This window comes from Paraburkholderia ribeironis (genome assembly GCF_900019265.1).
GTDB classification, from domain to species: Bacteria; Pseudomonadota; Gammaproteobacteria; order Burkholderiales; family Burkholderiaceae; genus Paraburkholderia; species Paraburkholderia ribeironis.
In genome coordinates this window covers 40,655-62,477 of record NZ_CYGX02000060.1, presented here as the reverse complement: position 1 = coordinate 62,477, position 21,823 = coordinate 40,655, and the positions used below count along the sequence as shown (strand labels likewise).

At 64.2% G+C, this 21,823-nt stretch carries 19 protein-coding genes; 17 read left to right on the top strand and 2 right to left on the bottom strand.

Annotation, left to right across the window (positions count from 1 at the left end; translation table 11 throughout):
• The first annotated feature begins 2 nt into the window (after positions 1-2).
• Together BN2475_RS25130 and rlmD are read left to right on the top strand one after the other, a co-directional pair.
• The gene (locus tag BN2475_RS25130) at positions 3-779 is read left to right on the top strand and encodes a 3'-5' exonuclease (protein WP_094782180.1); all 777 of its coding nucleotides are present in this window, start codon (positions 3-5) and stop codon (positions 777-779) included.
• Positions 780-908: 129 nt separating this feature from the next.
• Positions 909-2,363: a 23S rRNA (uracil(1939)-C(5))-methyltransferase RlmD gene (rlmD, locus tag BN2475_RS25125; protein WP_094782179.1), complete on the top strand. Its 1,455-nt coding sequence runs from the start codon at positions 909-911 to the stop codon at positions 2,361-2,363.
• A 159-nt stretch (positions 2,364-2,522) separates the two neighbouring features.
• Here the strand turns inward: rlmD and BN2475_RS25120 are convergent, their stop codons facing one another.
• Positions 2,523-3,383 (bottom strand): outer membrane protein assembly factor BamD, encoded by an 861-nt coding sequence (locus BN2475_RS25120; RefSeq protein ID WP_094782178.1) that lies wholly within the window; start codon positions 3,381-3,383, stop codon positions 2,523-2,525.
• A 38-nt stretch (positions 3,384-3,421) separates the two neighbouring features.
• Here BN2475_RS25120 and BN2475_RS25115 point away from each other — a divergent pair, with 38 nt between their 5' ends.
• The 14 genes from BN2475_RS25115 (at position 3,422) to BN2475_RS36260 (ending at position 19,302) form a co-directional block, all read left to right on the top strand.
• Positions 3,422-4,717 (top strand): RluA family pseudouridine synthase, encoded by a 1,296-nt coding sequence (locus BN2475_RS25115; RefSeq protein ID WP_094782177.1) that lies wholly within the window; start codon positions 3,422-3,424, stop codon positions 4,715-4,717.
• Complete coding sequence (gene pgeF, locus BN2475_RS25110) at positions 4,714-5,577, top strand: peptidoglycan editing factor PgeF (protein WP_094782176.1); 864 nt, start codon at positions 4,714-4,716, stop codon at positions 5,575-5,577. Before BN2475_RS25115 ends, pgeF begins: the two co-directional genes overlap by 4 nt.
• A gap of 625 nt (positions 5,578-6,202) precedes the next feature.
• Positions 6,203-8,026, top strand: coding sequence for a class I poly(R)-hydroxyalkanoic acid synthase (phaC, locus tag BN2475_RS25100; RefSeq protein WP_094782174.1), 1,824 nt, complete (start codon positions 6,203-6,205; stop codon positions 8,024-8,026).
• 127 nt (positions 8,027-8,153) lie between these two features.
• A complete protein-coding gene (locus BN2475_RS25095; RefSeq protein WP_094782231.1) occupies positions 8,154-9,335 on the top strand; it encodes an acetyl-CoA C-acetyltransferase in 1,182 nt (393 codons plus the stop codon).
• Between the two features lie 219 nt (positions 9,336-9,554).
• Positions 9,555-10,295, top strand: coding sequence for a 3-ketoacyl-ACP reductase (locus BN2475_RS25090; protein ID WP_094782173.1), 741 nt, complete (start codon positions 9,555-9,557; stop codon positions 10,293-10,295).
• A gap of 134 nt (positions 10,296-10,429) precedes the next feature.
• The gene (gene phaR, locus BN2475_RS25085; RefSeq protein WP_094782172.1) at positions 10,430-11,056 is read left to right on the top strand and encodes a polyhydroxyalkanoate synthesis repressor PhaR; all 627 of its coding nucleotides are present in this window, start codon (positions 10,430-10,432) and stop codon (positions 11,054-11,056) included.
• A 523-nt stretch (positions 11,057-11,579) separates the two neighbouring features.
• Entirely contained in the window at positions 11,580-12,602 is a 1,023-nt protein-coding gene (locus BN2475_RS25080) for a tRNA dihydrouridine synthase (RefSeq protein ID WP_094782171.1), read from the top strand.
• A gap of 80 nt (positions 12,603-12,682) precedes the next feature.
• Positions 12,683-14,068 carry a 30S ribosomal protein S12 methylthiotransferase RimO gene (gene rimO, locus BN2475_RS25075; RefSeq protein WP_094782170.1) on the top strand — a complete coding sequence of 462 codons (1,386 nt, stop codon included), beginning with the start codon at positions 12,683-12,685 and terminating at the stop codon, positions 14,066-14,068.
• A 3-nt stretch (positions 14,069-14,071) separates the two neighbouring features.
• A complete protein-coding gene (locus BN2475_RS25070) occupies positions 14,072-15,022 on the top strand; it encodes a sugar kinase (RefSeq protein ID WP_174642039.1) in 951 nt (316 codons plus the stop codon).
• Between the two features lie 76 nt (positions 15,023-15,098).
• Positions 15,099-16,283 carry a beta-ketothiolase BktB gene (gene bktB / locus BN2475_RS25065; protein ID WP_094782229.1) on the top strand — a complete coding sequence of 395 codons (1,185 nt, stop codon included), beginning with the start codon at positions 15,099-15,101 and terminating at the stop codon, positions 16,281-16,283.
• Positions 16,284-16,487: 204 nt separating this feature from the next.
• Entirely contained in the window at positions 16,488-17,174 is a 687-nt protein-coding gene (locus tag BN2475_RS25060) for a hypothetical protein (RefSeq protein WP_094782169.1), read from the top strand.
• 132 nt (positions 17,175-17,306) lie between these two features.
• Positions 17,307-18,491: a cystathionine beta-lyase gene (locus BN2475_RS25055; protein WP_094782168.1), complete on the top strand. Its 1,185-nt coding sequence runs from the start codon at positions 17,307-17,309 to the stop codon at positions 18,489-18,491.
• 180 nt (positions 18,492-18,671) lie between these two features.
• Positions 18,672-19,130 (top strand): hypothetical protein, encoded by a 459-nt coding sequence (locus tag BN2475_RS25050; RefSeq protein ID WP_094782167.1) that lies wholly within the window; start codon positions 18,672-18,674, stop codon positions 19,128-19,130.
• 40 nt (positions 19,131-19,170) lie between these two features.
• Positions 19,171-19,302 (top strand): hypothetical protein, encoded by a 132-nt coding sequence (locus BN2475_RS36260; protein WP_281254269.1) that lies wholly within the window; start codon positions 19,171-19,173, stop codon positions 19,300-19,302.
• A 107-nt stretch (positions 19,303-19,409) separates the two neighbouring features.
• Here the strand turns inward: BN2475_RS36260 and serB are convergent, their stop codons facing one another.
• Positions 19,410-20,249, bottom strand: a complete 840-nt coding sequence (gene serB / locus BN2475_RS25045) for a phosphoserine phosphatase SerB (RefSeq protein ID WP_094782166.1) — start codon at positions 20,247-20,249, stop codon at positions 19,410-19,412.
• Between the two features lie 290 nt (positions 20,250-20,539).
• Between serB and BN2475_RS25040 the strand changes: the two genes are divergently transcribed.
• Positions 20,540-21,799, top strand: a complete 1,260-nt coding sequence (locus BN2475_RS25040) for a cytochrome P450 (RefSeq protein ID WP_094782165.1) — start codon at positions 20,540-20,542, stop codon at positions 21,797-21,799.
• The last annotated feature ends 24 nt before the right edge of the window (positions 21,800-21,823 follow it).

Below are 21,823 nucleotides of genomic sequence, written 5' to 3'. Positions count from 1 at the left end.
TGATGACACCGATTCTTGTATTCGACATCGAGACGATTCCCGATGTCGCCGGCATTCGCCGCCTCGACGATTTGCCTGCCACGCTCACCGACGCCGAAGTCGCCGAGCACGCGTTCGCGGCGCGTCGCGAAAAAACCGGCAGCGATTTCCTGCCGCATCACCTGCAGCGAATCGCGGCGATTTCCTGCGTGTTCCGCGACAACAACGGTTTCCGGGTGCGCTCGCTCGGCACGCTGGAAGACGGTGAGGCAGCGCTGGTGCAATCGTTCTATCGCGTGATCGAGAAGTACACGCCGCAGCTCGTGTCGTGGAATGGCGGCGGCTTCGACCTGCCGGTGCTGAACTACCGTGCGCTCGTCAATGGCATTCCCGCTTATCGCTTCTGGGATCTCGGCGAGGACGACCGCGAGTTCAAGTGGAACAACTACATCAGCCGCTATCACGCGCGTCACACGGATCTGATGGACGTGCTCGCGATGTATCAGGCGCGCGCCAACGCGCCGCTCGACGCGCTCGCGAAGATGTGCGGCTTTCCCGGCAAGATGGGCATGGACGGCAGTCAGGTGTGGCAGGCGTACCAGCAAGGCCGTATCGAGGAAATCCGCAACTATTGCGAGACCGACGTCGTCAACACTTACCTGCTGTATTGCCGCTTCCAGCTGATGCGAGGCGGCTTTTCGCCGTCCGAGTATGCTGACGAGATCAACCTCGTCAAGAATGCGCTGGCGCTCGAAACCGCGCCGCAATGGGCAGAGTATCTGGCGGCGTTCGATCAGTAGCCGTCCATCGTTGGCCCGCTGTCAGGCCCGCTGCTGCCGCCGCTGACGAAGCGCCGCGCCGGATCGTCGGCCAGCGCCGTGCTTCGTCTACAATCTCGCCTTTCCCCCAAGTTTGTCAGGAAGTCGCAGGTGTCCCGAACTGCCCCCCATCGTCGCCCGCCGAAGCACCCGAAGCACCCGAAGCACCCGAAGCACCCGAAGCACCACAAGGCGCCCCGTCCCACGCCAGCGCTCGTCGTCACCGGCGACGAACCGGTCATCGAGATCGTCTCGCTCGATATGGAAGCGCGCGGCGTTGGCCGCACCGTGAGCGAGGATGGCACGCCCGGCAAGGTGATTTTCGTCGAAGGCGCATTGCCCGGCGAGCGCGTCAGCTACTCGACGCATCGCAGCAAGCCGAAATTCGAGCAGGCCGAAGTCGTCCAGGTGTTCCGCGAAAGCGTGATGCGCACCAAGCCGAAATGCAGCTACTTCGATATCTGCGGCGGCTGTTCGATGCAGCATCTCGACATCCGCGCCCAGGTCGCCGTCAAGCAGCGCGTGCTCGAGGACAACCTGCAGCATCTGGCGAAGCTGCGCCCGGAAACGGTATTCCGGCCGATTCACGGGCCGGCCTGGGGTTATCGCTATCGGGCGCGCCTGACTGTGCGCTATCTGCCGGAAAAGGGCGGCATGCGGATCGGCTTTCACGAGAAGAAGAGCAGCTACATCGCCGACATGAAAACCTGCGAAGTGCTGCCGCCGCATGTGTCGGCGATGCTGATGCCGCTGCGTTTCATGGTCCGCAAACTGTCGATCTACGACCGCATGCCGCAGCTCGAGCTGGCGGTCGGCTCGTCGGTCACGGCGCTGGTGCTGCGCAACCTCGAACCGATCAATGCCGCCGACGAACAGGTGCTGCGTGATTTCGCCGACGAGCACAAGGTGCAATTCTGGCTGCAGCCGGGCGGCCCGGACACGGTCACGCCGTTCTATCCGCTCGACGTGCAACTGGACTACACGCTGCCGGAATACAACATCCGCATGCCGTTCAAGCCGACCGACTTCACCCAGGTGAATCACGAGATCAACCGAGTGCTGGTCAGCCGCGCGTTGCGGCTGCTGGCGCCGGCGCGCACGGATCGCGTGCTCGATCTGTTCTGCGGGATCGGCAACTTCACGCTGCCGCTCGCGCGGATCGCGAAGGAAGTGGTCGGCATCGAAGGCAGTGAAGTGCTGACCTCGCGTGCGCTGGCCAATGCGGAGCTGAACGGCGTGGCGGCGCATACGTCGTTCGCGTGCCGCAATCTGTTCGAAGTCACGGCCGACGACCTGCGCGCGCTCGGCCACTTCGATAAATTCCTCGTCGACCCGCCGCGCGAAGGCGCGCTGGCCATTGCCAAGGCGCTGGCGGAGATCGCGCAGAGCGGCGCCGGGCCGCTGCCGAAGCGGATCGTCTATGTGTCGTGCAATCCGGCGACGCTCGCTCGCGATGCAGGCCTGCTCGTGCATGAGGCCGGCTATCGGCTGGTCGGCGCGGGGGTCGTGAACATGTTCCCGCACACGTCGCATGTGGAGTCGATCGCGTTGTTCGAGCGGGACTGAGCGCGCACTTCGACGCGGCAAAGCGGCTGGCCGTTGCGCTCAGCCGTCTCTTGCCGACAAAGTAACGGACGAAGGCCCAGGGTCCGCACAAACAAAAACGCCACGACCGAATGAAAGTCGTGGCGTTTTTTTCAACTGAACGTCAGTGCGTGGCGCGCGTTAGAACTGCCACCACGACTTCTGCGCACCGGGCCTTGCATGACCCGTAATGTACGGGCTGTCGGGGAAGGTGCCGGCCAGCACGCGCTTGGTGTCGTCGGCCAGTTGCTGCTGGCCCAGCTTTTCATACGACAGCATCATGATGTGCAGCGCGTCTTCGATCGCCGGGGCGTTCTTGTACTCGCGCAACGCCAGTTGCGCGCGGTTGATCGCGGCCACATAGGCGCCACGGCGGTAGTAGTAGTCCGCCGCGTGGACTTCGTGTGACGCCAGCGCGTTCACGATATAGCGCATGCGTTGCGCGGCGTCCGGTGCGTACTTGCTGTTCGGGTAGCGGTCGACCACCACCTTGAACGCGTCGTACGACTCGCGCAGCGACTTCGGATCGCGCTCGCTCATGTCCTGGCCGGAAAAGCGGCCGAACAGACCGAGATCGTCGTTGAAGTGGATCATGCCCTTCAGGTAATACGCATAAGCGATGTCCGGATGATCCGGATGCAACTGGATGAAGCGGTCGATCGCCTGGTCGGCGGCGGCGTTTTCATTGTCTTTCCAGTTGCAGTACGCGACGTTGATCTGCGCCTGCTGCGCGAAATGGCCGAATGGGTCGCGGCCCTCGAGCATTTCGAAATACTTCGCGCATTTGCCGAAGTCACCACCGCTCAAGGCGTCGTTTGCCTCCGTATATAATTTGTTGTTATTCCACGTTGCCGTTTCGTCGGTCTTTTCCGGCAGGCCGTGGCAAGCCGCAACAGCGACGACGGCCGCGGCACACGCAATGTATCCGGCCACTTTCCGGGCCGCCTTCTTGATGGCCGCCAAATTGATCGCCGCTTCAGTGATGGTGTTCAAGGCTCGCATTTTCCAGTCTAGCTTTACGTCCAGGTGACCCAGATTCAATGACCAGCTCAAATACTCCAGGCGCCGCAACCGGTACCGGGAATAGCAACGAAGATTATAGCGTAAGCGCCGATCCCTCCGACGCGTTGGGCGTCGATTCCATCGACGACGATCTCGCCAGCGACGCTCTTGCCGCTGCCACGCCGGCCATGGTGCCGAGCGTGGCGAGCCGGGTGGCGGACGAAAGTCCGCGCAGCGCGGTGGTGCCCGACGAGCTGGCGGGCGAGCGCCTCGACAAGGTGCTCGCGCGGGTGTTTCCCGAATTCTCGCGCAACCGCCTGCAAAGCTGGATCGAAGCCGAGCGGGTGCGCATCGACGGCAAGCCGGCGAAGATTCGTCAGCCAGTGCCGCTTGGCGCGACCATCGAGCTCGTGCCCGATCTGCTGCCGGAGCAGCTCGCGTTCACGCCTGAGCCGGTGCCGCTCGAGATCGTCTATGAGGACGACACGCTGGTGGTGATCAACAAGCCGGCCGGCATGGTGGTGCATCCGGCGGCCGGCAACTGGAGCGGCACTGTGCTCAACGGCTTGCTGTACCGCTATGGCGACGCCGCAGCCGGCCTGCCGCGTGCGGGCATCGTGCACCGGCTCGACAAGGAAACCTCCGGCCTGATGGTGGTGGCGCGCACGCTAGAGGCGCAGACCGACCTCGTGCGGCAATTGCAGGCGCGCACCGTGAAGCGCCGTTACCTCGCGCTGGTGTGGGGCAACATGCCCGAGGAAGGCACGATCGACGCGCCGATCGGCCGCGATCCGCGCGAACGCACGCGCATGGCGGTGGTGACGGGCGCCTCGGGCAAGCCGGCGCGCACGCATTTCCGCCGGGTCGATTCGGCGATCTGGCAGCGTCAGCCGGTGACGGCGATTCACTGCGATCTGGAAACCGGCCGCACCCATCAGATTCGCGTGCATTGCGCGCACATCGGCCATCCGCTGCTCGGCGATCCCGTGTATGGACGCGCTCGCGGCAAGCGCTCGGTCACGCCGCTGCCCGACGGGTTCGCGCGTCAGGCGCTGCATGCGTGGCGGCTCGGACTGATTCATCCGCAAACCGGCCGCACGATGCAATGGCGCGCTGATGTGCCGCAAGACATCGAGGTGCTGTCGGCGGCGCTCGGTCTTGGGCGCGACGCTGCGGGCGAGTTCGACGAGACGTACTATGAGGACGATGACTACGACGCATCGCTCGACGAGGATGCGCACGAAGACGGCACGCCCGGTCACGACGACGCAGCTGATGCGGCCGCTGACCACGACGCTGACCACGATAACCCCGACGAGGACGATCGCGCATGAGCCCGAGCCTGCCGGAACTGAGCTTCGCCGATGTCGTGCAACCCGCATGGAATGTGTCGCCGCGCGTGCGAGCGTTCGTCACCACACGCAATGGCGGCGTGAGTCGCGCGCCATACGGCCGCTGGCAGGATGGTGCGGACCAGCCTGGCGGCCTGAATCTGGGCATGAAAACCGCTGACGAGCCGGCCGCGGTCGCGCTCAATCGGGCGCGTCTGCTGGGTCTCGCCGGCGTGAGCGAGGCCGCGTGGCTCGAGCAGATTCACGGCGCCGCCATCGTGCGAGCCGAGGACGTTCTCGCGCAGGCGCAGGCGGGCGGCCCGCCGACGCGCGCCGATGCGAGCGTCACTGATCGTGCCGGCACGGTGTGTGTCGTGCTGGTGGCCGATTGCATGCCGGTGCTGTTGTGCGATGAAGCGGGCCGTGCGGTCGGTGCGGCGCATGCGGGCTGGCGCGGACTGGCGGCGGGCATCGTCGAGCAGACCGCGCGGCGCGTTGCGGCGCTCGCCGGCGTGGAGGCGGGCGCATTGCATGCGTATCTAGGGCCGTCGATCGGTCCCGGCGCGTTTGAAGTCGGCCCCGATGTGCGTGACGCCTTCATGACCGGCGTCGACGGCGCGCAACGCGACGCCACGGCCAACGCATTCGTCGGGCATCCGAAACATCCCGGCAAGTATCTCGCCGATCTGCCGGCGCTGGCGCGCTTGCGTCTAGAGGCGCTCGGCGTGACGCGGATCGTCGGCGGCGATCTCTGCACGGTCACGCAACGTGATCGTTTCTATTCGTATCGCCGCGATCGCGATACCGGCCGCATGGCCGCGCTGATCTGGCTGGACGATCAGGCGCAGACGCTCGCGGACTAGCTCGCGACGCCGCGCACCGTCCGGCGCGCGCCAATCCCGTTTCGGATCGACAGGCCCGCCCGCCGGATGATGTTTCGTCATCCGGCGGGCTGCCTATGGGCGCCACGGCGACTGGCGGGATGCGTTGCCGCGAGTATCGTATGAGGGTTTGTTCCGAGTCGCGCAGCGCGTTTTTGCTGCACTGCCGGATTCGTGTCGATGGCACGGATCTGGCGAAAAAAATGTCTGCCCCCGAACGGACAACGTCACATAAGTCCATGCAAAATGAGATGTTATTCGTTTTTCTGCAGCTTCAATCGCGCGACTCCCAAAAGCGCGATCTGCTACACAGGGAAAACGATAATTAAAAAACTGTCGCACTGCGGCAAAATCGGGAACAAGCATTGACATGCCTTGTGATGGGGAGCAAGAATGTTCCTCGAGAGCTCCTCTACATGAGACAGGGCGTGACGAGGCGCGAGCAGTCGCTCACGTGCTCACGAACCTGCCTCTCAACCCGTCCGCAAGGACTTACCGGTCAAAAGCAGGCATGGCGGCATCACATTCCTCAGCTTCCCACACCACGGACTCCTCGACGGAGCACACGCAGCAGCCCGGTACGAGCGGCTTCACGTCCGCCGCAGGCATGCAGCATTTATTCGACGCCTGGATGAACGCATGGCGTTCGCTCGGCACGCCACCCGGCGCGAGCGGCGGGTCGTTCACAATGCCGCTGGTGCCGCAACTGCCAGGCATCCCGCAAATGGGTTTCCCGCAACTGCCGTCGTTTCCAGGCATGCCCGATTTCAGCAAGCTGGCTGCGGGTTCGCTACCGCCCATGCCGTCGTTCGCCAGTCTGAACATACCGGCCGCCGCCATTCCCGCGGAGCGTCTGCAGAAACTGCAAGCGGACTATTCGCGCGAGGCGATGGAGTTGATCCAGCTGGCCGCCACGTCGGTGACCAAAGCGCCTGAACTCAAGGACCGCCGCTTCAGTGCCGAAGCATGGAGTGCGACGCCGGCCTATGCGTTTACCGCTGCATGGTATCTGTTGAACGCGCGCTATCTGCAGGAAATGGTCGACGCGCTCGACACCGAGCCGAAGATGCGCGAACGGATCCGTTTCGCGGTTCAGCAATGGACCGCGGCGGCCTCGCCGAGCAACTTCTTCGCGTTGAATCCAGAAGCGCAAAAGACCTTGCTCGACAGCAAGGGCGAGAGCTTGCGGCAGGGCGTGATGAACCTGCTCGGCGACCTGCAGCGCGGCAAGATTTCGCAGACCGACGAATCGCGTTTCACGGTCGGCGAGAATCTCGCGAACACCGAAGGCGCGGTGGTGTTCGAAAACGATCTGTTGCAACTGATCCAGTACAAGCCGCGCACGGCGAGCGTGCGCGAGCGGCCGCTGCTGATCGTGCCGCCGTGTATCAACAAGTTCTACATTCTCGATCTGCAACCGGAGAATTCGCTGGTCGCGCATTGCCTCGATGCAGGGCACCAGGTGTTCCTGATTTCGTGGCGCAACGCGGATCAATCGATCGCGCACAAGACGTGGGACGACTACATCGGCGAAGGCGTGCTCACCTCGATCGAAACGGTCTCCAGGATCAGCGGCCGTGAGCAGATCAACACGCTCGGCTTCTGTGTCGGCGGCACGATGCTCGCCTCCGCGCTGGCGGTCGCCGCGGCGCGCGGCGAACATCCGGTCGCGTCGATGACGCTGCTCACGGCGATGCTCGACTTCTCCGACACGGGTGTGCTCGACGTCTTCGTCGACGAGGCGCACGTGCAGATGCGCGAGCAGACTATCGGCGGCAAGAACGGCGCGCCGCCGGGACTGATGCGCGGTATCGAATTCGCCAACACGTTCTCGTTCCTGCGGCCCAACGATCTGGTGTGGAACTACGTGGTCGACAATTACCTGAAGGGCCGCACGCCGGTGCCGTTCGACCTGCTGTTCTGGAACAGCGACTCGACCAGTCTGCCGGGCCCGATGTACGTCTGGTATCTGCGCAACACGTACCTCGAGAATCGTCTGCGCGAGCCGGGTGCGCTGAGCACCTGCGGCGAGCCGATCGACCTGTCGAAGATCGACGTGCCCACCTTCATCTACGGTTCGCGCGAAGACCACATCGTGCCGTGGCAATCCGCGTATGCCTCAGTGCCGCTGCTGAGCGGGCCGTTGAAGTTCGTGCTCGGCGCATCGGGGCATATCGCCGGCGTGATCAATCCGCCCGCAAAGAACAAGCGCAGTTACTGGACGCTGGAAGCTGACGTCAAAACATTGCCGGACAACCCGGACGACTGGTTGGGCGAGGCGACCGAAATCGCTGGCAGCTGGTGGCCCGAATGGACTACGTGGCTCGATCAGTACGGCGGCAAGAAAGTGAAGCCGCGTGCCGCGGCCGGCTCGGACGAGTTCCCGGCGATCGAGCCGGCGCCGGGACGCTACGTGCGGCAGCGGGAGTAAGGCGACGCGCTTGACGGCGCGCTATTGGGTAGTGTGAGTGTCTGGTTGAGCAAGGGCGCAAGAGCAACGATTTTTTTAACTTGACGGGCTGCGGCGCAATCGGCCGACATGCCCGGAGGATATGGAAATGACTGATGTTGTAATCGTATCGGCCGCCCGTACGGCAGTAGGCAAATTTGGTGGGTCGCTGGCGAAAATCGCCGCGCCCGAACTCGGCGCAGCGGTGATCCGCAGCGTGCTCGATCGGGCCGGACTGAAGCCGGAGCAGGTGAGCGAAGTGATCCTGGGTCAGGTGCTGACGGCAGGCTCCGGCCAGAATCCGGCGCGTCAATCGCTGATCAAGGCAGGGTTGCCCGCGGCGGTGCCCGGCATGACGATCAACAAGGTGTGCGGTTCCGGTCTGAAGGCCGTCATGCTGGCGGCCAATGCAATCATCGCGGGCGACGCGGAGATCGTGATCGCCGGTGGCCAGGAAAACATGAGCGCCGCGCCGCACGTGCTGCCGGGCTCGCGCGACGGCTTCCGCATGGGCGACGTGAAGCTGATCGACTCGATGATCCACGACGGCCTGTGGGACGTCTACAACCACTATCACATGGGCGTGACGGCGGAAAACGTCGCGAAGGAATACGGCATCACGCGCGAGCAGCAGGACGCGTTCGCGGCGTTGTCGCAGAACAAGGCGGAAGCCGCGCAGAAGTCGGGCCGTTTCGACGACGAAATCGTGCCGATCGAGATCCCGCAACGCAAGGGCGAGCCGCTGCGATTCGTCACCGACGAGTTCGTGCGTCACGGCGTGACGGCAGAAGCGCTGGCAGGCCTGAAGCCGGCGTTCTCGAAGGAAGGCACGGTCACGGCGGCCAACGCGTCGGGCCTGAACGATGGCGCGGCGGCCGTGGTGGTGATGTCGGCGAAGAAGGCAGAAGCGCTCGGGCTCACGCCGCTCGCACGCATCAAGGCTTACGCCAACGCCGGTGTCGATCCGAAGGTGATGGGCATGGGCCCGGTGCCGGCTTCGCGGCGTTGTCTCGAGCGCGCGGGCTGGACGGCGGCCGATCTCGACCTGATGGAAATCAACGAAGCGTTTGCCGCGCAGGCGCTCGCCGTGCATAAGCAGATGGGCTGGGATACGTCGAAGATCAACGTGAATGGCGGCGCGATCGCCATCGGCCATCCGATCGGCGCGTCCGGTTGCCGGATTCTCGTCACGCTGCTGTACGAAATGCAAAAGCGCGATGCGAAGAAGGGTCTGGCGTCGCTGTGCATCGGCGGCGGGATGGGTGTCGCGCTGGCAGTCGAGCGCGTCTGATCTGAGGCACGCCGCGCTGATCCGGCCCAGCCGGGCGTCGGACGCCAAGGCCGTTCCAGGGTTGCCGCGCGTTGCGTCGAAGCAGGTGGCGCGCGCTTAACCTTGGCTTCGGTGGCCTCGGCGGCCGGTCGGCCGGCGGTAGCGGAAAGAATGCATCAGGCGAGGGAAGAGGGAAGAGGCAGCCAGTCGGCGCCTCGAAAATGATAACGGAGTGTACGTATGACACAGCGAATTGCTTATGTAACGGGCGGGATGGGTGGCATCGGCACGAGCATTTGCCAGCGGCTGCACAAAGAGGGCTTCAAGGTGATCGCGGGCTGCGGGCCGAATTCGCCGCGCCGCGTGAAGTGGCTCGACGAGCAGAAGGCGCTGGGTTTCGATTTCATCGCGTCCGAAGGCAACGTCGGCGATTGGGAGTCGACCAAGACCGCGTTCGAAAAGGTCAAGGCCGAAGTCGGCGAGATCGACGTGCTGGTGAACAACGCCGGCATTACGCGCGACGTCGTGTTCCGCAAGATGACGCATGAAGACTGGACCGCGGTGATCGACACCAATCTGACCAGCCTCTTCAACGTCACCAAGCAGGTGATCGACGGCATGGTCGAGCGTGGCTGGGGCCGCGTCATCAACATCTCGTCGGTCAACGGCCAGAAGGGGCAGTTCGGCCAGACCAACTACTCGACCGCGAAGGCCGGCATCCACGGCTTCACGATGTCGCTCGCGCAGGAAGTGGCTACCAAGGGCGTGACAGTCAATACCGTGTCACCGGGGTACATCGGCACGGACATGGTCAAGTCGATCCGTCCCGACGTGCTGGAAAAGATCGTTGCAACCATTCCGGTGCGCCGCCTCGGTCAGCCCGACGAAATCGGGTCGATTGTGGCATGGCTCGCGTCGGACGAATCGGGTTTCTCTACGGGCGCTGATTTTTCGCTGAACGGTGGTTTGCATATGGGCTGAGTCACCGGCGCGCCACTCACGAGGCGGCGCGCCTCGGCTCAGATGGTTCCGGCGGCGTCGCGGTTGCGCAATGGCCCGATTGCACAACCGGCATGACGCCGTTTCTGCGCTCAACTCGCGCTCAAGGGCGTTACATGACTACTACTACAAAGAAAGCAGCCGAACGACTGATCAAGAAATATCCGAATCGTCGGCTCTACGATACAGAGACAAGCACGTACATCACGCTGACGGATGTCAAACAGCTCGTGCTGGATCAGGAGGATTTCAAGGTCATCGATGCGAAGAGCAACGAGGACCTGACGCGTGCCATCCTGTTGCAGATCATTCTTGAAGAGGAGAGCGGCGGTTTGCCGATGTTCTCGTCATCGATGCTCTCGCAGATCATCCGTTTCTACGGCCATGCGATGCAGGGGATGATGGGCACGTATCTGGAGAAGAACATCCAGGCCTTCATCGACATTCAGGCGAAGCTTGCCGACCAGTCGAAGAATCTGTACGAAGGCAAGGCAATGAATCCGGAAATCTGGTCGCAATTCATGAACATGCAGGCGCCGATGATGCAGGGCATGATGACCAGCTATATCGAGCAGTCGAAGAACATGTTCGTGCAGATGCAGGAGCAGATGCAGAACCAGGCGAAGAACATGTTCGCCACCTTCCCGTTTACGCCCGGTGGCGCAGTCAACGCCACCAACGCCACCAATGCCACCAACACGCCGGACACGCCGCAGACCAATCCGGAGCCGGAGAAGAAGTAGCGGCGCAGCCGGTGGATAGCGCGGATTGCAGCTGGCAACCGCGGTACGGTCTGCTGGTGGCGCCGGCGCTGCGGCGACGCGCGCATCGCGCGCTGCGCTCGCCGTCGATGGGGCGCGTGAGGCTTCAATGCCTGGCGGGCGCGGATGTCGTCGGTGCATAACGGGCGTGCGGCACGACTGTCACGGCGCTCTCACGATCGTCCTCGTCCGTCCTTCGGGCGCATGACTGGGCGCGGTACAATTGCGCATTCCGCGCGCAGGATGTCTTCGACGGATGTCGTCTTGCGCGGCTGGTTTTTCATTTCATCGACCTTGAGACTCGAGCCTGCTTGAGTCCCGCTTGAGTCCTGCTCGAATCCTTATCGCCTCTTTCCCCATTGTCGTCATCATCGCCGCCATTCGCCGGGCTTGCCTCAAGTTGCAGTTCATCTCCTCATTGCTCCAGCCGCTCCTGCCTCTTCGACGTCGAAGGCCAGACCGCCTGGCTGCTGCCGATCGTCGGACCGTATAAGCGGACTTCTGCATGAGCCGGCTGTTTCTTGCCCCGATGGAGGGGCTTGCGGACTACGTATTGCGCGACGTGCTGACTCGCACGGGCGGATTCGACGGATGTGTGTCCGAGTTCGTCCGCGTGACGGGTTCGCTGTTGCCGGCGCGCGTCTACGAGCGGGAGGCGCCCGAGGTCCTGCAAGGGAGCTTGACCGCCAGCGGCACGCCGATGGTGATCCAGCTGCTCGGCAGCGATCCCGAATGGATGGCACGCAATGCCGCCTATGCGGCCAGCTTGTCGCCGCATGGCATCGACCTGAACTTCGGCTGTCCCGCCAAAATCGTCAATCAGCACGGCGGCGGGGCGATGCTGCTGGCGGACCCGGAACAGTTGAACCGGATCGTTTCGGCGGTGCGCGCCGCAGTGCCGGCGAGCATCGCCGTGACCGCCAAGATGCGCCTGGGCGTGTCGGACACCTCGCGGGCGCTCGATTGCGCGGTGGCGCTCGCGGAAGGCGGCGCGGCGTCGCTCGTCGTGCATGCGAGGACACGCGATCACGGCTACCGGCCGCCGGCCCACTGGGAATGGATTGCGCGTATCGATGCGGCCGTGCAGGTGCCGGTCATCGCGAACGGCGAAGTCTGGACGGTGGCGGACTGGGAGCGATGCCGGGCGGTCAGCGGCTGTGCGGACGTGATGCTGGGACGCGGCGCGGTATCCGATCCATTTCTTGCGTTGCGAATACGGGGACTGATGGACCGTTGCCCGTCCGACGAAGAATGGCAACGGGTGCTCGGTCAGCTCGCCGGTTATCTGCGGCAGTTGCAGGCCCGCGCTACCTCTCGCCACGAGCACGGCCGCGTCAAGAAGTGGCTAAGCTATCTGCAGCGGACCTGGGCGCAGGCGGCCGACCTGCATGGAGCGATTCGCCGCCTGCAGGATTCGCGCGAAATTCTCGACGTGATCGAGCGCGCGCTGCGGTCTGGCGAATCGATCCGCGGGCGTCGATCGGCGAGTGTCGGACGACCCGATCCGGCACCGGTCACGGCTGGTTGAAGGCTAAAATTCAAAGACTTACGAGCGGCGGCGATGACGAACCGCTACAATTCAACGTTTAACGTCTTCAAGCGGTTCCCATGTCTGCCACCCCCACGATTGCTCCGAATGCCGCGCCGAAGGTCGGCTTTGTTTCACTTGGCTGCCCGAAAGCCCTGGTCGACTCCGAGCAGATCATCACCCAGCTGCGCGCCGAAGGTTACGAGATTTCCGGCACGTACGACGGCGCGGACCTCGTGGTCGTCAACACCTGCGGCTTCATCGACGAAGCGGTGCAGGAGAGTCTCGACGCGATCGGCGAAGCGCTCAACGAAAACGGCAAGGTGATCGTCACCGGCTGCCTCGGCGCGAAGAAGAGCACGAGCGGCTCGGGGCTGATCGAAGAGGTGCACCCGAAGGTCTTGGCCGTGACCGGCCCGCACGCGGTCGGCGAAGTGATGCAGCACGTGCATACGCATCTGCCCAAGCCGCACGATCCGTTCGTCGATCTGGTGCCCGCCGCGGGCGTGAAGCTCACGCCGCGCCACTACGCGTATCTGAAGATTTCGGAAGGCTGCAACCACCGCTGCACGTTCTGCATCATCCCGTCGATGCGCGGCGACCTCGTGTCGCGTCCGGTTGCCGAAGTGATGCTCGAAGCGGAAAACCTCTTCAAGTCCGGCGTGAAGGAATTGCTGGTGATCTCGCAGGACACCAGCGCGTACGGCGTCGACGTCAAATATCGCACGGGTTTCTGGAACGGCAAGCCGATCAAGACGCGCATGACCGATCTGGTCGGCGCGCTCGGCGAACTCGCCGCGCAGTATGGCGCGTGGGTGCGTCTGCATTACGTGTATCCGTATCCGAGCGTCGATGAAGTGATTCCGATGATGGCCGTGGGTCCGTACAAGGGCCACGTGCTGCCATACCTCGACGTGCCGTTCCAGCACGCGCATCCCGAAGTGCTCAAGCGCATGAAGCGCCCGGCCAACGCCGAGAAGGTGATGGAGCGTGTGAAGGCGTGGCGCGAGATGTGCCCGGATCTGACGATCCGCAGCACGTTCATCGCCGGCTTCCCGGGCGAGACCGAAGAACAGTTCCAGACGCTGCTCGATTTCATCCGCGAGGCGGAGCTGGATCGGGTTGGCTGTTTTGCGTACTCGCCGGTCGAAGGCGCGAGTGCCAATGAACTCGACGGCGCGCTGCCCGACGAGGTGCGCGAAGAGCGCCGTGCGCGCTTCATGGAAGTGGCCGAGCAGGCGTCGGCCAAACGTATCGCGAAGAAGGTCGGCAAGACGCTGAAAGTGCTGGTCGACGAGATCAACGTCGACGGCGGCATTGGCCGCACCGCGGCGGATGCGCCGGAGATCGACGGCGTCGTCTATATCGCGCCGGCCACCAAGGCATCCAAACGCTACAAGGTCGGCGATTTCGTGTCGGTGAAGATCACCGGCGCCGACGGCCACGATCTGTGGGGCGAGGTCTGATCGATGACAGTGAGCATGGGCGCCGGGCAGCCAGTCCAGCCCGCGGAAATCCTCGCGCTCGGCGAGGCGATGATCGAATTCAACCAGTCGGCGAAAGACCAGCCGAACTATCTGCAGGGCTTCGGCGGCGACACGTCGAACTTCTGTATCGCGGCGGCGCGGCAAGGCGCGCGCACCGGCTTCGTGTCGGCGGTCGGCGCGGATCATTTCGGGCGTCTGCTGATCGATCTGTGGGAGCGCGAGCAGGTGGACACGTCGCTCGTGCGCGTCGATCCGCACGCGCCCACGGGCGTCTATTTCGTCTCGCACGGCCCGAGCGGCCACGCATTCGACTATCTGCGCGCCGGCTCGGCGGCGAGCCGCTACGCGCCGCACGATCTGCCGCGCGACGCGATCGCGGCGGCGCGCGTCGTGCACCTGTCGGGCATCAGTCTCGCGATCAGCCTGAGTGCCTGCGACGCCGCGCTCGAAGCCATCGCGCATGCACGCGCCAACGGCGTGCAAGTGAGCTTCGACACCAACCTGCGCCTGAAGCTGTGGCCGCTCGCGCGGGCCCGCGCGGTGATGCTCGAAGCGATTCGCCAGACCGACATCTGCCTGCCGAGCTGGGACGATGTCACCGAACTCACCGGCTTGACCGGCCGTGACGAGATCGTCGACTTCCTGCTGTCGCACGGTCCGCGCGTGGTCGCGCTGAAGCTCGGCAAGGAAGGTTCGTACATCGCGACGCCGCACGAGCGTCGCGTCGTGCCGGGTCACGTCGTCGATGCGGTCGATGCAACCGGCGCGGGAGACTGTTTCGGCGGCGCGTTCATCGCGCGCATCGTCGCGGGCGACGATCCATTTGCCGCGGCGCGTTATGCAAATATTGCCGCGGCGCTGTCGACGCAGGGTTACGGCGCGGTGGCGCCGATTCCTGCGCGTGCGACAGTCGAACGGCTGCTGGCCGGCTGAACATCACGCGCTGCAATGCGCGGCCCGCCAAGGCAAGATCATCATCTTCAGAGAGACCGAAAGAGAGGAGCGAGCGATGGACAGGGACGTAGTGGTGGTAAGCGGTGTGCGTACCGCAATTGGTGATTTCGGCGGCAGCCTGAAGGATTTTTCGCCGACCGATCTGGGCGCACGCGTAGTGCGTGAAGCGCTGGCGCGTGCCAATGTGTCGGGCGATGAAGTCGGTCACGTGGTGTTCGGCAACGTCGTGCACACCGAACCGAAAGACATGTATCTGGCGCGGGTGGCCGCGATCAACGGCGGCGTCGCGCAGCACACGCCCGCGCTGACCGTGAACCGCCTGTGCGGCTCGGGCTTGCAGGCGATCGTGTCGGCCGCGCAAAGCGTGCTGCTCGGCGACGCCGACATCGCGCTCGGCGGCGGCGCCGAAAACATGAGCCGCGCGCCTTACTCGGTGCCCGCCGCGCGCTTCGGTCAGCGCATGGGCGACGCGCGCCTCGTCGACATGATGGTCGGCGCGCTGAACGACCCGTTCCAGTCGATCCACATGGGTGTGACCGCCGAGAACGTCGCGCGCAAATACGACATCTCGCGCGAAGCACAAGACGCGCTCGCGCTCGAATCGCATCGCCGCGCGGCCAACGCGATCACGAACGGCTACTTCAAGGACCAGATCCTGCCGATCACGATTGCGTCGAAGAAGGGCGACGTCGTCTTCGATACCGACGAACACGCGCGCATGAACGCTTCGGCGGAAGACTTCTCGAAGCTCAAGCCAGTGTTCGCGAAGGAGAACGGCACGGTGACGGCCGGCAACGCGTCGGGCATCAACGACGCCGCCGCCGCGGTCGTGTTGATGGCACGCAGCGTCGCCGAACAGCGCGGCGTGAAGCCGCTCGCGCGGCTGGTGTCGTACGCGCATGCCGGCGTCGATCCGGCGTACATGGGCATTGGTCCGGTACCGGCATCGCGCAAGGCGCTCGAGCGGGCGGGTCTGACGGTCGCCGATCTCGACGTGATCGAGGCCAACGAAGCGTTCGCCGCGCAGGCCTGCGCGGTCAGCAAGGAACTTGGCTTCGATCCAGCCAAGGTCAATCCGAACGGCTCGGGCATTTCGCTCGGCCATCCGATTGGCGCGACCGGCGCGCTGATCACGGTCAAGGCGCTGTACGAATTGCAGCGGATCGGCGGTCGCTACGCGCTGGTCACGATGTGTATCGGCGGCGGCCAGGGCATCGCGGCGATCTTCGAGCGGATCTGACAGGCGCGGCGCGGCCAGCTGAATGTGGGTTGGTCGCGGGTTGGTCCTGGGGTGGTCCTGGTTGTTGCACACGGGCGGCGGCTGGTCGGCACACAGGTATCGCCCGGACATGACGAGGCAGCACCCACGCCGCACCCACGCATCACCACGTATCAGGCAGTATCAGGCAGTATCAGGCAGTATCAGGCAATGAGGAAGGAACGGATGCGCGAATTGAAAGGCATGAAGGGCACGGTGAAGAGGACCATGCGGCGGCGTGGTTGGGCGATGGTGAGCGCGGCCGCGCTGCTGGGTGCCGGTGTGGCAAGCTTGCTGCCCGCGCAGGCATGGGCGGAAAGCGACGCGGTCAAGGAACTGGCGGCGCCCCCGCCGATCCAGTTGCCGCTCAAGCCGAGCGCCGAATTCGCAAAATTCCCGCGCTACGCCGGCACGCTGGGCACGCGTCAGATCGTGCTGCGGCTCGGCGCGAAAACCGACGATCCATCCGGCGTGCACGGCGAGTATCAGTACACCGACACCGGTGAAGTGATTCTGATCGCTGGCGATCGCGATGGCGATACGCTCGAGGTCGAGGAATCGAACGACGGCACGCACATCACCGGCAACTGGGTCGGCAAGTTCGCGGCGGACGGCTCGGTCGCCGGCGACCGGATGAACGTCGACGATTCCAATCCGCAGCCCTTCGATCTGAAGCCGCTGGCAGCGGGGCAGCCGGTGCCGGCTCCCGGCGCGCCGGTTGTCGCCGCCCCGGCCAAGGCGGCGCCGCAGCCGCAACCGTCGGCAGACGGCGGTGCTGCCGCGCCGGCCGCGGCCGCGGCCCCGGCCCCGGCCACGACAGCAACCGGCGGCCATCCCGTCGGCGGCGTCAGCAACCTGCAAACCGGCGAGTGAGGCCGCCACGTCGCAGGCCGTCCGCGACGGCATCCCGCCGGCTCGGCTACGCTTGCATGGGCGGCGCGCATGCGCTGAGACTTCGCGCCCGCCGCTTGCGTACCGGTTCTTCTGTTTTCACCTGACTTGACCATGACCCAATCCAAACTCAAACGCGGCCTGCAAACCCGTACCGTGCACGCCGAGGACCAGATCACGCCAGGGTTCGAATCGTTCTCGACGCCGGTCACGCGTGCCTCTACGGTCGTGTTCCCCGACCTCGCGGCCATGCGCGCGCTCGACTGGAAAAACGATGCGCAATGGCGCTACGGCCTGCATGCCACGCCGACGTCGCTGGCGCTGGCCCAGCGTCTCGCCGCGATCGAGGGCGGCAAGCATGCGCTGTTGCAGCCGTCGGGGCTGTCGTCGATTTCGAACGTGTACTTCGGTCTCGTCAAGGCGGGCGACGACGTGCTGATTCCCGATAACGTCTACTCGCCGAATCGCGATCATGGCGACTGGCTGGCGCGCGATTTCGGCGTCACGGTGCGCTACTACGATCCGCTGGTCGGCGCGGGCATCGCCGCTCTGATCCAGCCGAACACGCGGCTGATCTGGCTCGAGGCGCCCGGCTCGGTGACGATGGAAGTGGCCGACGTGCCGGCGATCACCGCGGCGGCCCGCGCGCGCAACGTCATCACGGCGATCGACAACACGTGGTCCGCGGGCCTCGCGTTCCGGCCGTTCGACCATGGCGTGGACATCTCGGTGCAGGCGCTGACCAAGTATCAGTCGGGCGGCGGCGACGTGCTGATGGGCGCGACGATCACGGTCGACCGCGAACTGCATCTGAAGTTGAAGGCGGCGCGCATGCGCATGGGCATCGGCGTCTCGTCGGACGACTGTTCGCTGATTCTGCGCAGCCTGCCAAGCATGCAACTGCGTTTCGCCCAGCACGACCGCGCGGCGTTCGGCCTCGCGACGTGGCTGAAAAGCCGCCCCGAAATCGACGCGGTGTTGCACCCCGCCTTTTCCGACTGTCCGGGCCACGCGTTTTTCAAGCGCGACTTCACGGGGGCGGGCGGACTGTTTTCGGTCGTGTTCGACAGCCGTTACAGTGCGGCGCAAATCGATGCGTTCTGCGAGTCGCTCGAACTCTTTTCGATCGGCTGGAGCTGGGGCGGCGCGCATAGCCTCGTGATGCCGTACGACGTCGCGTCGATGCGGACCGCGGCGCAGTGGCCGCATCGCGGGACACTGGTGCGGTTCTATATCGGCCTTGAAGAAGAAGCCGATCTGCGCGCGGACATCGAGCAGTGTCTGGCGGTGTTGGCCTAGACGTCCGAGTCTTGTTCGTTGCGGTGCCGGGCAAGCCCATCGGGATAGATTCCCGGTGGGCTTTTTTGCTTATATGGCCAGTAGGACTAACCATTTGGCTGAATGGCCACAAGCGGATTCCGACGCTACGATGGTGCGCACAACCGACTAACAACGGTTCTCGCACTATGGTGAGCGTCGATGAATCTTTTCTTCTGGATGTTGCTGAATCTGGGCGTGCCGATTGTCGGGCCGATCTTCACGCTGGCGCTTGTCGCACCCGCACACGGCTGGCGCGTGGCGAAGGCGTTGATCGCCGCATCGGTGAAAGACGGCCAGCTGTTCTGGTGTGCGATCGGACTGTGTGCCGCCGCAGTTTACGAGGCGGTGACGGCGCTGGAGCGGGGCAGTCGCGAAGTGTCGTTGCTGGCGTTCAGCATCGTCGGATTCTGTGCGATTGCGTTTTCATGTTCGACGATCGTGATGTCGGGTTCGTTCAACGCACGCAGTGACCGGTTGAGAATAGCTGTCGATAGTGGACAGACATGGATCGAGGCCGGAACGATGTCGCGCACCGCGATCGGCGTATCGATCTTCTTTACCTTCATGGCGGCGACTACGTTCGCAATCCTACACATGCATCTAAATTCGATTTTTTAGATAGTGCAGCACTTATACTGGTCCTCTCGTGGAGGAACTTATGGAAAAGCCAATCATCGACTTTGGATCGGACGAAAATTATGCGCGCGTTTTGAAGTGGGCGACTGTCGTGGGGATCGTCGTGTCGATCAGTATGGCGGTGGTGCTCCTGACCGACGTTCTGAAAGGGTAACGATTCTGTCAGCGTCGTCCATCAGCAGCGGCACGCGCCATGCAGCGTCGTGCCGTCGCTCGCCACTGGCCACTGGCCGCTCCTCACTCGCCGTCTATCACCACGTATCAGAACAACCGCAGCAGTCCGTCCAGCCCCACATGATTGAACGCCACGCTGGCCGCTTCGCGCACCACCGGCTTCGCGCGAAACGCGACGGATAGTCCTGCTGCGGCCATCATCTTCAGGTCGTTCGACCCGTCGCCCATTGCGATTGCGCGAGCCGGTTCGATGCCGAGTGTCGCGCATGTTTCGCGCAGCGTACGTGCTTTCACGTCAGCGTTGACGATCTCGCCGATCACGTTGCCGGTCAGCTTGCCGTCGACGATTTCCAGCGTGTTTGCGCGCGTGAAATCGAGACCCAAACGCGCCTTGAGCCTTTCGGTGAAAAACGTGAATCCGCCCGACACCAGCAGCGTTTTCAGTCCGGCCGCTTTCGCGCCGGCCAGCATCCGCTCCGCGCCCGGCGAGAGTTGCAGCCGCTCCTCATAGACATGTTCAAGCGCGCTCGCGTCCAGACCCTTGAGCAGCGCCACGCGACGCGTCAGACTCTCGTTAAAGTCCTTGATCTCGCCACGCATCGCGGCTTCGGTGATCGCGGCCACTTCCGCTTTCAGTCCGCAAAAGTCGGCGATCTCATCGATGCATTCGATCGTGATCAGCGTCGAATCCATGTCCATCGCAACCAGACCGAAGTCGCGCAGTTGCCGACCGGCTTCGACGAACGCGCTGTCCAGCCGATGGGCGTCGCAATAGACCTCGATGTCGGCGCGCTGCGCGACGTTCGCGTCATCGATGCGAAGCGCGTTCGCATCGATGACGGTGGCCCGCGAGCCACGCGCGAGCGCGACGAGTGTTTTGTGATGATCGACGGAAAGAGGCGCAGGGCTTTGAATGACGAGGTTCATGGACGACGCAGTGAGGCAGGAAAGATGAGCGCGCGGCGCACGCGGAAAATCCCGCTATTGTATCGGTTCTGCGAGACGTGCCGTCCCAGGCGTGCGTCCGTGGGAGCCGCCGCGCATTCCACTGTGCAATCCTGCACCGCCCGGTTCATACTGTCGCTCCAACGACGCCGCAGCCAACGACGCCCCGCAGCCATTGCCCCGGCCGATTCGTCGCGCCGCTCACCGCACGCGACATACCTCGTGCGGCATGCACTGGCGCAAACAACAAAGCGCACCCACGGAGACAACGCATGACCCCAGCGACCGCCAGCGACGCATCATCCCTTGCACGCGACTTCGATCTGCGCCACCTGAGCCCCGCGTTCTACGCCGATCCCTATCCGGTCTATCACGCGCTGCGCAGCCACGAGCCGATCAGGCGCATGCCGGACGGTTCGCTGTTTCTGACACGCTTTCGCGACGTGCAGGCGGTCTACCGCGACCCGAAAACCTTCAGCTCCGACAAAACCGTCGAGTTCAAGCCGAAATACGGCGACTCGCCGCTCTACGCTCACCACACGACCAGTCTGGTATTCAATGACCCGCCACGCCATACGCGCGTGCGCAAGCTGATCGCCGGTGCGCTGACGGCACGGGCGATCGCGGCAATGGAGCCGGGGCTGGTTCGCCTCGTCGACGGCTTGCTCGATGCGGCCGCCGTACGTGGCCGCATCGATCTGATCGGCGAGTTCGCGTCGGCGATTCCGGTCGAGATCATCGGCAATCTGCTGGACGTGCCGCATGCCGAACGCGAGCCGCTGCGCGACTGGTCGCTCGCGATACTCGGCGCGCTCGAGCCGTCGCTCAGCGATGCGCAATTCGAGCGCGGCAATCGCGCGGTGAGCGAATTCATCGACTATCTGCGCGATCTGGTCGCGCGACGCCGGCGCGAACCAGGCGACCCGCAGCACGATGTGCTGACGCGGCTGATCGAGGGCGAGGCGGGCGGCGAGCAATTGTCGGAAGCGGAGCTGCTGCAAAACTGCATTTTCATTCTGAATGCCGGCCATGAGACCACCACCAATCTGATCGGCAACGGTCTCGTCACGCTCACCGAGTGGCCCGAGCAGCGCATCGCGTTGTTGAACGACCCTGCGCTGATCGAGTCGGCGGTCGAGGAATGCTTGCGCTTCGAAAGTTCGAACCAGCTCGGCAACCGGATGGCGACCGTGGACACCGAGATCGGCGGCGTCGCGGTTTCACGCGGCACGCCCGTCACGCTGTGTATCGGCGCGGCCAATCGCGATCCGGAGCAGTTCCCGGAGCCGGACCGCTTCGACATCCGGCGCGATCCGAACCGGCATCTCGCGTTCGGTTTCGGCATCCATCAGTGCGCCGGGTTGTCGCTCGCGCGACTCGAGGCGCGTATTGCGATCGGGCGGTTCGTGCAGCGCTTTCCGGCGTATCGTCTGAGCGGCGCGCCAACGCGCGGCGGACGTGTGCGCTTTCGCGGCTTCGCGGCCGTGCCGGTCGAGCTCGAACCGAACCAGGCGCAGGGCCGCACGCCGTAGCTTTTGCCGAACCGGCGCAAGACT

Excerpts from the sequence above, each read along its gene's own strand:
- BN2475_RS25060 (WP_094782169.1), top strand. The coding sequence starts at position 16,488 with ATGCGCGAATTGAAAGGCATGAAGGGCACGGTGAAGAGGACCATGCGG.
- BN2475_RS25120 (WP_094782178.1), bottom strand. The coding sequence starts at position 3,383 with ATGCGAGCCTTGAACACCATCACTGAAGCGGCGATCAATTTGGCGGCC.
- BN2475_RS25090 (WP_094782173.1), top strand. The coding sequence starts at position 9,555 with ATGACACAGCGAATTGCTTATGTAACGGGCGGGATGGGTGGCATCGGC.
- serB (WP_094782166.1), bottom strand. The coding sequence starts at position 20,249 with ATGAACCTCGTCATTCAAAGCCCTGCGCCTCTTTCCGTCGATCATCAC.
- BN2475_RS25055 (WP_094782168.1), top strand. The coding sequence starts at position 17,307 with ATGACCCAATCCAAACTCAAACGCGGCCTGCAAACCCGTACCGTGCAC.
- bktB (WP_094782229.1), top strand. The coding sequence starts at position 15,099 with ATGGACAGGGACGTAGTGGTGGTAAGCGGTGTGCGTACCGCAATTGGT.
- BN2475_RS25070 (WP_174642039.1), top strand. The coding sequence starts at position 14,072 with ATGACAGTGAGCATGGGCGCCGGGCAGCCAGTCCAGCCCGCGGAAATC.
- BN2475_RS25040 (WP_094782165.1), top strand. The coding sequence starts at position 20,540 with ATGACCCCAGCGACCGCCAGCGACGCATCATCCCTTGCACGCGACTTC.
- phaR (WP_094782172.1), top strand. The coding sequence starts at position 10,430 with ATGACTACTACTACAAAGAAAGCAGCCGAACGACTGATCAAGAAATAT.
- phaC (WP_094782174.1), top strand. The coding sequence starts at position 6,203 with ATGCAGCATTTATTCGACGCCTGGATGAACGCATGGCGTTCGCTCGGC.
- BN2475_RS36260 (WP_281254269.1), top strand. The coding sequence starts at position 19,171 with ATGGAAAAGCCAATCATCGACTTTGGATCGGACGAAAATTATGCGCGC.
- BN2475_RS25130 (WP_094782180.1), top strand. The coding sequence starts at position 3 with ATGACACCGATTCTTGTATTCGACATCGAGACGATTCCCGATGTCGCC.
- pgeF (WP_094782176.1), top strand. The coding sequence starts at position 4,714 with ATGAGCCCGAGCCTGCCGGAACTGAGCTTCGCCGATGTCGTGCAACCC.
- BN2475_RS25115 (WP_094782177.1), top strand. The coding sequence starts at position 3,422 with ATGACCAGCTCAAATACTCCAGGCGCCGCAACCGGTACCGGGAATAGC.
- rimO (WP_094782170.1), top strand. The coding sequence starts at position 12,683 with ATGTCTGCCACCCCCACGATTGCTCCGAATGCCGCGCCGAAGGTCGGC.
- BN2475_RS25080 (WP_094782171.1), top strand. The coding sequence starts at position 11,580 with ATGAGCCGGCTGTTTCTTGCCCCGATGGAGGGGCTTGCGGACTACGTA.
- BN2475_RS25095 (WP_094782231.1), top strand. The coding sequence starts at position 8,154 with ATGACTGATGTTGTAATCGTATCGGCCGCCCGTACGGCAGTAGGCAAA.
- BN2475_RS25050 (WP_094782167.1), top strand. The coding sequence starts at position 18,672 with ATGAATCTTTTCTTCTGGATGTTGCTGAATCTGGGCGTGCCGATTGTC.